Source organism: Streptococcus halitosis (assembly GCF_003143695.2).
Taxonomy (GTDB): Bacteria; Bacillota; Bacilli; order Lactobacillales; family Streptococcaceae; genus Streptococcus; species Streptococcus halitosis.
Genome location: NZ_QEMY02000001.1, coordinates 173,327 through 185,819, shown reverse-complemented (window position 1 = coordinate 185,819; position 12,493 = coordinate 173,327). Strand labels below are relative to the sequence as shown.

General features: G+C 41.1%; 10 protein-coding genes and 1 tRNA gene. 7 read left to right on the top strand and 4 right to left on the bottom strand.

What is annotated here, in order from left to right:
* Nucleotides 1–86 precede the first annotated feature (86 nt).
* From gatD to DB729_RS00960, 4 genes are all read right to left on the bottom strand, one after another.
* Nucleotides 87–869: a lipid II isoglutaminyl synthase subunit GatD gene (gatD, locus tag DB729_RS00975; protein WP_084857079.1), complete on the bottom strand. Its 783-nt coding sequence runs from the start codon at nucleotides 867–869 to the stop codon at nucleotides 87–89.
* Nucleotides 869–2,212, bottom strand: a complete 1,344-nt coding sequence (gene murT, locus DB729_RS00970; protein ID WP_109289741.1) for a lipid II isoglutaminyl synthase subunit MurT — start codon at nucleotides 2,210–2,212, stop codon at nucleotides 869–871. Before murT ends, gatD begins: the two co-directional genes overlap by 1 nt.
* A 296-nt stretch (nucleotides 2,213–2,508) precedes the next feature.
* Nucleotides 2,509–3,264: a hypothetical protein gene (locus DB729_RS00965; protein WP_084853754.1), complete on the bottom strand. Its 756-nt coding sequence runs from the start codon at nucleotides 3,262–3,264 to the stop codon at nucleotides 2,509–2,511.
* A 310-nt stretch (nucleotides 3,265–3,574) separates the two neighbouring features.
* Nucleotides 3,575–4,891, bottom strand: a complete 1,317-nt coding sequence (locus tag DB729_RS00960; RefSeq protein ID WP_109289742.1) for an FAD-containing oxidoreductase — start codon at nucleotides 4,889–4,891, stop codon at nucleotides 3,575–3,577.
* A gap of 339 nt (nucleotides 4,892–5,230) precedes the next feature.
* Between DB729_RS00960 and cshA the strand changes: the two genes are divergently transcribed.
* The 7 genes from cshA to vex3 all read left to right on the top strand — a co-directional run bounded on the left by cshA (nucleotide 5,231) and on the right by vex3 (nucleotide 12,493).
* Nucleotides 5,231–6,808 carry a degradosome RNA helicase CshA gene (gene cshA / locus DB729_RS00955; protein ID WP_109289743.1) on the top strand — a complete coding sequence of 526 codons (1,578 nt, stop codon included), beginning with the start codon at nucleotides 5,231–5,233 and terminating at the stop codon, nucleotides 6,806–6,808.
* Nucleotides 6,809–7,088: 280 nt separating this feature from the next.
* Nucleotides 7,089–7,877 carry a GTP-sensing pleiotropic transcriptional regulator CodY gene (codY, locus tag DB729_RS00950; protein ID WP_000940727.1) on the top strand — a complete coding sequence of 263 codons (789 nt, stop codon included), beginning with the start codon at nucleotides 7,089–7,091 and terminating at the stop codon, nucleotides 7,875–7,877.
* On the top strand, nucleotides 7,877–8,452 hold the full coding sequence (locus DB729_RS00945; RefSeq protein WP_109289744.1) for a cysteine hydrolase family protein: 576 nt from the start codon (nucleotides 7,877–7,879) through the stop codon (nucleotides 8,450–8,452). The genes codY and DB729_RS00945 overlap by 1 nt, the downstream gene beginning before the upstream one ends.
* A gap of 80 nt (nucleotides 8,453–8,532) precedes the next feature.
* Nucleotides 8,533–8,618, top strand: a tRNA-Leu gene (locus DB729_RS00940).
* Nucleotides 8,619–9,011: 393 nt separating this feature from the next.
* Entirely contained in the window at nucleotides 9,012–10,289 is a 1,278-nt protein-coding gene (locus DB729_RS00935) for an ABC transporter permease (RefSeq protein WP_109289745.1), read from the top strand.
* A gap of 126 nt (nucleotides 10,290–10,415) precedes the next feature.
* A complete protein-coding gene (gene vex2, locus DB729_RS00930) occupies nucleotides 10,416–11,063 on the top strand; it encodes an ABC transporter ATP-binding subunit Vex2 (protein WP_000173736.1) in 648 nt (215 codons plus the stop codon).
* Nucleotides 11,064–11,113: 50 nt separating this feature from the next.
* Nucleotides 11,114–12,493: an ABC transporter permease subunit Vex3 gene (gene vex3 / locus DB729_RS00925; protein WP_109289746.1), complete on the top strand. Its 1,380-nt coding sequence runs from the start codon at nucleotides 11,114–11,116 to the stop codon at nucleotides 12,491–12,493.

The following is a 12,493-nucleotide window of genomic DNA, read 5'->3' as shown; positions in this document are numbered from 1 at the left end:
GAGAAAATGCAAGAGAGAAGGGTAAAAGGGCAGGCAAAAAGAACTCCGACAAGATAGCGGAGTTCTTTGATCTAGTTTTTCTTGGTTTAAGAAAAGTCTGCCTTGCTTTTTACGTCGCTGTATTCTTCAGCGATTTCTTGACTGAGAATGTCTTCATAGGCAGGGAGTTGGATATCCTGACCGTATTTCTTCTTGAGGGCAGTGGTGACTAGGCGATAAGCCAGATTGGCATTACGAGAGAGGATAGGTCCGTGGAAGTAGGAACCAAAGACATTCTTATAATGAACCCCTTCGCCGATCTTTTCTTCGTTATTTCCATTTCCATAGACAACCTGACCCAGCGGTTTTTGGTCATCAGAAAGGAAGGTACGGCCTTGGTGATTTTCAAATCCATAGTAGGTTTCGTCGAAGTCTTCATTATGGATCTTGATGTCACCGATAAAACGGTTATTGGTCTGGTTGAGGGTGTAGTGGCCCATGACCCCTAGCCCTTCGATACGTTTACCGGAAGCTTCAACATAATATTGCCCCAATAGTTGGAAACCACCGCAGATAGCCAGAACTACACCGTCGTTTTGGATGTAGTTGTCAATGCTCTCTTTTTTAGCAGGTAGGTCTCCTGCGATGATACTTTGTTCAAAGTCTTGACCGCCACCAAAAAAGGCAATGTCGTAATGCTTTTCATCAAAGTCATCATGGAGAGAAACGATGTCAACTGTTACATGAGCTCCGAGTTTCTCAGCCACATACTTGAGCATGAGGATGTTTCCATTGTCCCCGTAGGTATTCATGAGGTTCCCATAGAGGTGGGCGATGTTGAGCTGATAAGGGTAATTGCCAGCTTTTGAGGAAAGTGAAGTATAAACCATTAGTTCATCTCCTTTCTAACAATCTGACGACTAGCCAGCAGCTCGCGGAATTCCAGCATAGCCGTATAGGTCGCAAGGATATAAGCATGCTTGCAGTTTTGGGCTTCAATCGTGTTAAGAACTTGTTCCAGACTACTTGTTTCAGTGATTTTATCAGCTGGGTATCCTGTCACCCGTAGACGACGCGCGATTTCAGAATGACGAACACCACCAGCGTTGATTTCAGGGATATCCATGTCAGTGATTTGTTCAAAGTCAGCATCCCAGATCCAGCTAGTGTCAATTCCATCTGCATAGTTGGCATTGAGGAGGACAGATAGGCTAAATGGATAAGGAGCTAGTTTAATCATCTCGATGGCTTGAGTTGCACCGACTGGATTTTTAATCAAGACAAGGGTGCATTCCTTATCACCGATATGGAAGGTTTCCTGGCGTCCAAAGACAGCACGGCTCTTGTCAAATCCTTGCTTGATCCGTTGCGAATCAGCCCCGAGAAAACGAGCGATGGCAACCGCAGCAAGAGCATTGTAAATATTGTAGAGTCCACCGATTTGAATACCGTATTCTTGTCCGTCGATGACAAAGCGAGAGCGATTGTTGGTCAACTCAACCAGTTCTGTCAGACGGTAGTCCAAGTCAGGACGTTTACATCCACAGTTTTCGCAAATATAAGCTCCTAAATTGGCATAAGTATTAAGCTCATATTTCAAAATACCTTGACAGTCTGGGCAGAGAATCCCTTCGGTATTATAGTGAGCCAGTTTGGCAGGTCCTTTTTCCAAGTCAAAACCAAAATACTGTACTGGATTTGGAATAGCTGGCTTGTAGAAAAGGGGACTGTCACCATTTAGAAGAACAGTAGCCCTAGGCACCTTACGGATAGCATCCAAAATCATCTTATAAGTTGTGTAAATCTCACCGTAGCGGTCCATCTGATCGCGGAAGATATTGGTGATGACGAAAAGACTAGGATGGATGTAGTCACAGATACGTGAGAGACTAGCTTCATCGATTTCAAGTACTGCAATATTTTTTCCAGTTTTTGAAGATTTTGCAGTCAAGAAGGTTGTTGTAATCCCCGTAATCATGTTGGCACCACTAGGATTGGTCAGAACCTGACCATAGACCTCTTTTAAAATACCGACAGTGAGGGCAGTTGTCAGGGTTTTCCCGTTGGTTCCAGTGACCACGACAATCTCGTAGTTCTTAGCTAAATTTTGTAAAATATCTTTATCAAATTGAAGGGCAAGTTTTCCAGGGAGCGTACTTCCACGGCCAAGACGGCTCAAAACGAAGTGAGAAGAACGCCCAGCTAGGAGGCCCAAAGTAGTTTTTAATTTCATGTTTCTATTATATCATACTGCGCCCAGCAGTCCAATAACTAAAGTAACCTCTAAGATCAACTAAAGAAGTAACCTTAGAAGTGCTTTTTAGGTTCTGATTAAACCAAACCAATCAAATACAATATCTTTGGATTTGATAACTTTGGCAACTTTAAGAAATAAATCTTTCTCACTCTGAATATAAGAAAGGAGAGGACATTGATTATCCTCTACAGGTTTTAAAATTTTATTAATCCATTATAGTTGACAAAGATACCTAACTTTTGGGATTTAGATCATTTTTTGGAAAGTCTCTTTTATAATAAATTACGAATTTTTTCTTTTATAAATGCGTTAAGAGGATAGTGTTTATCAAGATATTCTAGGAGTGCCTGAGCAGATTCAGAAATTCGTTTGTAACCTTGCAAAAAGTGAGGCAATTGTTTGGCCTCGTTTGGATAACCTTTTTCAAATCTTCTGTTGCTGTTAAAAATATCTATAAAATCAGATTTAGAGGTTTTTTCCAAATTGATTAGTTCGGTCCAAAGCTTGACGGATCTGTTTTGGATGAAATCATAAGCAGCCAATTTTTCGCCTCGTTGATAGCGACCTAGTCCTATATATAGGTTGCATAAAATTTCTCCCAACAGCCATTCACGGTCTCTATTTTCTTTTGATGGCAATCTTTGTGGCTGGCAGATTGTTCCATCAAAACCGATCTCCTTCCAGATAATCTTGCCTTCAGCGAAGGGAATGTTTACTAGTTCATGCGCTTCAAAGACAGCAAATTCACAAAAAACATCATCTTCAAATAGAACTTTATGTCCGTCCACTGTATTTTGGTAGTGAAATGCAATTGGTTCTAGATTACTTAACCAAGTTAGATCCTGGATATAGGCCTGCTTGTAGCCATCTTTTACGATAACAAAAAAATCTAAATCTGAGTATTGATCCAATCGTTCTCTTTCTGCACCGCAAGAACCAAGTGCCAGTAAAGCTAGTGCTTGTCTAGAATCTTTTAGAGACTGACCAATATCATCTAGTCTTTGTAACAGTAATTCTGTTTTATTCATAATCGTTACCTCATTACTTCTTGTTTACAGACATTATATAGTTAATGTTTTCGAAAGTCAATTTCATCCCATACTAAATATATACTAATGTAATATGGGATTTCTTTCGATATTTTTTACAATGATAAAGTTTAAACATTTTGCAGGGTATTGCTCATATTTGAAAGAGTGACCTGAGACTCAATATATAATTAGGACTGCTAAGTAAAGTTTGGACATTATATCATAAAAGAGGGAAAAGACAGATTTGAGATTTCGCAGAAACAAAAACAGCCCGATGAGGGCTGTTGGTTAACGAATCAGTATCAACTTAGATCGCAAACAAGTCATTCAAGTTCTCGGCCAAGGTTGGGTGAGTGAAGATTTGTTTTGTGAAGTAAGTGTAAGGGATCTTGTTGTCCATCGCAACAGTGATGATGTTGATGATTTCTTGAGAACCTTCTGAGAAGATAGTTGCACCAATAATTTCTTTTGTTTCAGTATTGACAACAGCTTTGAAGGCCCCGCGAAGGTCTCCATTTACGTGACCACGAGGCATTGCTGCAACAGGAATTTCCTTCACTGCGTATGGAAGTTTCAACTCAGCTGCTTGGCTTTCAGTCAAGCCAACTTGAGAAAGTGCAGGTGTGATGAACATAGTGTTTGGTACATTGAGACGGTCTTCAAGAGTATAGCTACCATCTCCAGCAAGGTAACTATAGACAACACGGAAGTCATCAAGTGAAATGTAGGTAAATTGAAGTCCACCATTGACGTCTCCAACTGCAAAGACACCAGGAACATTTGTTTGGCAGTGTTTGTCGACCTTGATAGCACCACGCTCAGTTAGTTCAATATCTGTATTTTCAAGTTGAAGTGGTTCTACATTTGGTTTACGTCCAGTTGCGTAGAGAAGGGCATCGAAACGGTAAGTTTCCTTTTCAGTTACGACGAGGACTTGATCACCGTCGTTTTTGATTTCAGTAGTATGGATGTTTTGAAGCAATTCAATACCGTCTTCTTCCATGTATTGTTTAGCAAGAGCTGCGATGGAAGGTTCTGCACGAGGAAGGAATGTATCCAAGGCATCTAGGACTGTGACCTTGCTACCAAGTTTGTTGTAGAGTCCTGCAAATTCAAGACCGATGTTTCCACCACCAAGGACTCCAAGTTTTTCAGGCAATTTGTCCAAGTTTTGGATACCTGTTGAGTCAAAGACATTTTTACTTGTAGCAAGTCCTGGAATTGGCAAGACGTTTGAAACAGCACCAGTATTGATAACGATAGTTTCAGCAGTCAGTTCTTGTTTTTCATCACCAGCCTGGATCTCGATCACCTTATTTGACACGAAATGTGCCTCTGCATCAATGACATCAACGCCATTATCGGCCAACATTTTATAATTCTTAGCGTTAAGACGACCAGTCACCGCACCACGCTCTTTCATGGTATCGTCAAATGACCAACCCTTTTCAGCCGCTACAATCATAGTCTTGGTTGGGATACAAGCAATATTAATGCAAGTACCACCATACATCGCTTTACTGCGCTCGATGACAGCAACTTTTTTTCCAGCCGCATTCATCTTAGCAGCCAAAGTCTTACCAGCCTTACCAAATCCAATAACAATTAAATCGTATGTTAACATTTTTTAATCCTCCTGTTTGATTTCATTCTAGCACAAGAAAAAAACTTTTGCACAAATCTGCTACGGGAAAAAATATTGGACTAAAATAGTCTAACGAAAGCTTTCGGGAATCAAGTTCAAAAAATAGAAAAATCGTTTACATGATTTTCCTTAAAGATTCTACTATCTTTTACCCCGTTCTTGTGTTATACTAGATAGGTTGCAAAGAAACTCGTACTTTTCTTTCGTGGAAAAGAAGCAACACGGTATCTCGTTTTTTAAGAAGATACATCATGAAAAGAAAAGTATATACTAAGCGCTATAGGATGGCTTCGCACCATCTTTAGAAAGAAGAAAAACGTGAAATTTAATGAATTTAACTTGTCTGCTGATTTGTTAGCAGAGATTGAAAAAGCTGGATTTGTAGAAGCCAGTCCTATCCAAGAACAAACTATTCCCTTGGCTCTAGAAGGCAAGGACGTTATCGGTCAAGCTCAGACTGGTACAGGGAAAACAGCGGCCTTTGGCTTGCCAACCCTTGAAAAAATCCGTACAGAAGCAGCAACTATTCAAGCCTTGGTCATCGCTCCAACTCGTGAACTCGCTGTTCAAAGTCAAGAAGAACTCTTCCGCTTTGGTCGTAGCAAGGGAGTGAAAGTTCGCTCAGTATACGGTGGTTCAAGCATTGAAAAACAAATTAAAGCCCTTAAATCGGGTGCCCACATCGTGGTAGGAACACCAGGCCGTCTCTTGGACTTGATCAAACGCAAGGCCTTAAAATTACAAGATGTAGAAACCTTAATCCTCGACGAAGCGGACGAAATGCTCAACATGGGCTTCCTAGAAGACATCGAAGCTATTATCTCTCGTGTCCCTGAAAGTCGTCAAACCTTACTCTTTTCAGCAACGATGCCAGATGCTATCAAACGTATCGGTGTTCAGTTTATGAAAGAGCCTAAGCATGTGAAGACTGCTGCCAAGGAATTGACAACAGAGCTAGTGGACCAGTACTATATCCGTGTCAAGGAACAAGAAAAATTCGACACCATGACCCGTCTTATGGATGTGGAACAACCAGAACTTGCTATCGTATTTGGTCGTACCAAACGCCGTGTAGATGAATTGACTCGTGGACTGAAAATTCGTGGCTTCCGTGCAGAAGGAATTCATGGTGATTTGGACCAAAATAAACGCCTTCGTGTCCTTCGTGATTTTAAAAATGGGAATCTTGATGTTCTAGTTGCGACAGACGTGGCAGCACGTGGTTTGGATATCTCAGGTGTGACCCATGTCTACAACTACGATATTCCACAAGATCCTGAAAGTTATGTTCACCGTATCGGTCGTACAGGTCGTGCTGGTAAGTCAGGTCAGTCTATTACTTTCGTAGCTCCAAACGAAATGGGCTACCTTCAAATCATCGAAAACTTGACTAAGAAACGCATGAAAGGTCTCAAACCTGCAAGTGCAGAAGAAGCCTTCCAAGCAAAAAAACACGTAGCTCACAAGAAAATCGAACGCGATTTTGCGGATGAAACTATTCGTGGGAATTTTGAGAAATTTGCTAAAGATGCTCGTAAGTTAGCTGCTGAATTTAGTCCAGAAGAATTGGCTATGTATATCTTGAGTCTGACAGTCCAAGATCCAGACAGCCTTCCTGAAGTGGAGATTGCGCGTGAAAAACCACTGCCATTTAAACCATCAGGTAATGGCTTTGGTGGCAAAGGTAAGGGAGGTCGAGGAGGTCGTCGTGGAGACGACCGTCGAGATCGTGATCGCCGTGGCAATGGTCGCCGTGATGACTTCAAGAAAGGCAACCGTGGAAACGATCGTTTTGATAAAGACAGACGTTACCGTAATAAAGACAATAAAAAACCTCGCAACACTTCAAGCGAAAAGAAAACCGGCTTTGTTATTCGTAACAAAGGAGACAAATAGAAAAAAGCGATTCACACTGTGAATCGCTTTTATATATAAGGAGACCGATAGTAAAAGAAGATGGTGATAGTAAAGGATAGGTGAAACGGAAAGGGATTTATCATGTCATCTTCTTATAATATTATAATATCAAAAATAAAATAGGATGTCAATAAAAAATCGCTTTTTTCTAAAATATTTTTGCTGTTCAAAATTGCAATTAAATAAGCAATTTTCAGATAATAATTGAAAATTCACGCTCTTTATGTTATAATGGTAGCGATTAAATGCGAGGTAAAAAATGGCACACTTATTAGAAAAAACAAGAAAAATTACTTCTATTTTGAAACGCTCAGAGGAGCAACTTCAAGATGAACTTCCTTACAATGCGATTACACGCCAGTTGGCAGATATTATTGATTGTAACGCTTGTATTGTGAATAGCAAGGGACGCCTTTTAGGCTACTTCATGCGTTATAAAACGAATACAGATCGTGTAGAGCAGTTTTTTCAAACTAAGATTTTTCCAGATGATTATATTCAAGGTGCAAACATGATCTATGATACGGAAGCCAACCTTCCTGTTGAACATGATTTGACCATTTTCCCTGTAGAGAGCCGTGCGGATTTTCCGGATGGGTTGACAACGATTGCTCCGATTCATGTATCAGGGATTCGCCTAGGTTCGTTGATTATTTGGCGCAATGATAAGAAATTTGAAGATGAAGATTTGATCCTTGTCGAGATTGCGAGCACGGTGGTAGGGATTCAACTGTTGAACTTCCAACGTGAAGAGGATGAGAAAAATATTCGCCGTCGTACTGCTGTTACCATGGCGGTTAATACCCTTTCCTATTCAGAACTTCGTGCCGTATCAGCTATTTTAGCTGAATTGGATGGAAATGAAGGGCAGCTGACTGCATCAGTTATTGCAGATCGTATTGGCATTACGCGCTCAGTGATTGTCAATGCGCTTCGTAAATTGGAGTCGGCTGGAATTATTGAGAGCCGTTCACTCGGAATGAAGGGGACTTATCTCAAAGTTCTAATTGGTGATATTTTTGAGGAAGTGAAAAAGAGGGACTACTAATGGCAAAGGCTTTAATCTCGATTGACTATACAGAGGATTTCGTAGCAGACCATGGAAAGCTAACTGCTGGAGCACCTGCTCAAGCAATATCAAAAGCCATTGATCAGGTAACCAGACTGGCTTTTGAACGTGGGGACTATATCTTTTTCACCATTGATGCCCATGAGGAGAAGGATACATTCCACCCAGAAAGCAAGCTCTTTCCACCGCACAACATCATCGGAACTAGTGGTCGTAATCTCTATGGTCCCCTAGCTGACTTTTATGCTGAGCATGAGGCGGATAATCGCGTCTTTTGGATGGACAAGCGTCACTATTCAGCATTTTCAGGAACGGATCTTGATATTCGTTTGCGGGAACGTCGGGTTGATACTGTTATCTTAACAGGTGTTTTGACTGATATTTGTGTTCTTCATACGGCTATTGATGCTTATAATCTAGGTTATCAAATCGAGGTTGTCAAGCCTGCGGTTGCCTCTATCTGGCCAGAAAATCATCAGTTTGCTCTTGGTCATTTTAAGAACACTCTGGGAGCCAAGTTGCTGGATGAAAATCTGGCTGAAATCCAAGAATAATTCCCTTGGAAAAATGAAAAAAATCTGAAAAAAGTGTTGACAAAGATTTTGAAAGTTGATATACTAGTAAAGTAATCGACGCGGGGATGGCGGAATTGGCAGACGCGCAGGACTAAGGATCCTGTGACCGCTTTAGGTCGTGAGGGTTCAAGTCCCTCTCTCCGCATAGGGTAAGAGTTAGCTTTGGCTAGCTCTTTTTGTTATTCCAAAGAAGATTAGGGGCTGATTTTGAATGTCGAAAGATCGATATCAAAAGCTGTTATTTTATCAGAATAGTTGAATCGAGTTTCTCCATTTTCCTTATCAAGAATTTCCTCAAACACAAGTCAGGAAATTAAAAGCTGAAGAAATTAAGCAATACTTAGCTGAAAGATGATACCCATCATTTATAGAATGGTGTGGATTTTAGATTAGTAAATTGTTTGTTTATATAGGAAGAAAAGTTAGCGTTTGCTAGCTTTTTGTTTTTTAAAAAAAAGATAAATCAAAAATTTTTTTCGATTTCATAAACATTTCATATTTGGATTTTATAATAGTCTTACAAATATGGAGGTGACAAATGAATCCAATCCAAAGAGCTTGGGCTTATGTCAGCAGAAAACGACTGAGAAGTTTTATTTTATTTCTGATTTTATTTGTCCTTTTAGCAGGAATTTCAGCCTGTTTGACTCTGATGAAGTCCAACAAAACAGTAGAAACAAATCTTTACAAATCACTCAATACTTCGTTTTCTATCAAAAAGATAGAAAATGGACAGACCTTCAAATTGTCTAATCTAGCATCCGTGAGCAAGATTAAGGGGCTGGAAAATGTCTCTCCTGAACTCGAAATGGTCGCAAAACTGAAAGACAAGGAAGCGGTGAGTGGTGAGCAGAGCGTAGAACGTGATGATTTGTCGGCTGCGGACAAGAACTTGGTTAGCTTAACGGCTCTTGAAGATTCATCCAAGGATGTCACCTTTACCAGTTCGGCTTTCAATCTAAAAGAAGGGCGACACCTTCAAAAAGGAGATTCCAAGAAAATCCTGATCCACGAAGAGTTGGCTAAGAAGAACGCTCTTTCACTTCATGACAAGATTCGCTTGGACGCTGGTCAGTCAGAAGCTGGAAAAGGGCAAACAGTAGAGTTTGAGATTGTCGGCATCTTTTCTGGTAAGAAACAAGAAAAATTCACAGGCTTGTCCTCTGACTTCAGTGAAAACCAGGTCTTTACAGACTATGAAAGTAGCCAGACCCTTCTGGGAAATAGTGAACCTCAAGTCAGTGCAGCACGCTTCTATGTAGAAAATCCTAAGGAAATGGACGGACTCATGAAGCAGGTGGAAAACTTGGCTTTAGAAAGTCAAGGTTACCAAGTTGAGAAGGAAAACAAGGCCTTTGAACAAATCAAAGACTCAGTTGCAACCTTCCAAACCTTCCTCACCATCTTCCTTTATGGGATGTTGATAGCAGGAGCAGGAGCTTTGATTTTGGTCTTGTCTCTCTGGTTGAGAGAAAGAGTCTACGAAGTGGGAATTTTACTCGCACTTGGAAAAAGCAAGAGCTCGATCTTCCTACAGTTCTGTTTAGAGGTAGTGTTGGTATCTCTCGGAGCTTTGCTTCCATCCTTTATCGCTGGAAATGCCATCACATCCTATCTGCTCCAAACTGTACTAGCCAGTGGAGATCAGGCAAGCTTACAAGACACGCTGGCCAAAGCAAGCGGTCTATCAACTAGTCTCCTATCCTTTGCAGAATCCTATGTCTTTCTGCTCCTGATTGGTTGCTTGTCTGTAGCCCTTTGTTTCGTATTTCTATTTAGAAAATCACCGAAAGAAATTTTATCATCTATTAGTTAATACTCTTCGAAAATCTCTTTAGACCGTGTCGGCCTTATCTGCAACCTCAAAGCTGTGCTTTGAGCAACCTGCGGTTAGCTTTCTAGTTTAATCTTTGATTTTCATTGAGTATAAGAAGGAGAAATCATGACTTTATTACAATTGCAAGATGTTACCTACCGTTATAAGAACACTGCTGAGGCAGTTTTATATCAGATCAAGTATAATTTTGAACCCGGAAAATTTTATAGTATCATTGGTGAGTCAGGAGCAGGAAAATCCACTCTCTTGTCCCTACTGGCTGGTCTAGATAGCCCTGTTGAAGGTTCTATCCTTTTCCAAGGAGAGGACATTCGGAACAAGGGGTATTCATACCATCGCATGCACCATATTTCCCTGGTCTTTCAAAATTATAACTTGATAGATTATCTTTCTCCGCTGGAAAATATCCGCTTGGTCAACAAAAAAGCAAGCAAGGATACGCTTCTTGAGCTTGGTTTGGATGAGAGTCAGATCAAGCGGAATGTTCTCCAGTTATCAGGTGGTCAACAGCAACGTGTAGCCATCGCTCGCAGTTTAGTCTCAGAAGCTCCGGTTATTCTAGCTGATGAGCCAACAGGAAATCTGGACCCTAAAACTGCCGGAGATATTATCGAACTGCTCAAATCACTTGCCGAGAAAACAGGTAAATGTGTGATCGTCGTCACCCACAGTAAAGAAGTGGCACAAGCGTCAGATATTACACTTGAATTGAAGAATAAGAAACTAACTGAAACTCGCAATACTACAAAATAAGATGAGCTTGTTTTGATAGAATTATTAAATCAAATCTAGAAAGGGAACCTATGTTACACAACGCATTTGCCTATGTTACAAGGAAGTTTTTCAAATCGATTGTTATCTTCCTGATTATTCTCCTCATGGCGAGCTTGAGTTTGGTCGGATTGTCGATCAAGGGAGCTACAGCCAAGGCTTCTCAGGAGACCTTTAAAAATATCACCAATAGCTTCTCCATGCAAATCAATCGTCGCGTCAACCAAGGAACGCCACGTGGTGCTGGGAATATCAAGGGTGAGGATATCAAAAAAATCACCGAAAATAAGGCCATCGAGTCTTATGTTAAACGCATCAACGCTATCGGAGATTTGACTGGATACGACCTCATCGAAACGCCAGAAACCAAGAAAAATCTCACTGCAGACCGTGCCAAACGGTTTGGAAGCAGTTTGATGATTACAGGTGTCAATGACTCCTCTAAAGAAGACAAGTTTGTCTCTGGCTCATATAAGCTGGTTGAAGGTGAGCACCTAACCAACGACGACAAAGACAAGATCCTCATGCACAAGGACTTGGCAGCCAAACACGGATGGAAAGTCGGAGATAAGGTCAAACTAGACTCCAATGTTTACGATGCAGACAATGAAAAAGGTGCCAAGGAAACAGTTGAAGTGACAATCAAGGGACTCTTTGATGGTCACAATAAGACAGCAGTAACCTACTCACAAGAACTCTATGAAAATACAGCTATCACAGACATTCACACTGCTGCAAAACTTTATGGATACACAGAAGATACAGCTATTTATGGGGACGCAACCTTCTTTGTAACAGCAGACAAGAACTTGGATGACGTCATGAAAGAGTTGAATGGTATCAGTGGTATCAACTGGAAGAGCTACACACTTGTGAAGAGCTCCTCTAACTACCCAGCTCTTGAGCAATCCATCTCTGGTATGTACAAGATGGCCAACCTCCTCTTCTGGGGTAGCTTGAGCTTCTCAGTCCTTCTCCTTGCACTCTTGCTCAGCCTTTGGATCAACGCCCGTCGCAAGGAAGTGGGAATCCTCCTCTCTATCGGTCTCAAGCAGGCAAGTATCTTGGGGCAATTCATCACCGAATCGATCCTGATCGCTATCCCTGCTCTCGTTTCGGCTTACTTCCTAGCCAACTACACAGCTCGAGCAATCGGAAATACTGTTCTTGCCAATGTCACTTCAGGTGTTGCCAAGCAAGCCAGCAAGGCTGCTCAAACCTCTAACCTTGGTGGTGGTGCAGAAGTAGACGGCTTTAGCAAGACCTTGTCGAGCCTAGACATTTCCATTCAGACATCAGACTTTATCATCGTCTTTGTCCTTGCTTTGGTTCTAGTGGTTCTCGTTATGGCGCTTGCTTCAAGCAATCTCCTTAGAAAACAACCAAAAGAGCTCTTGCTCGATAGTGAATAA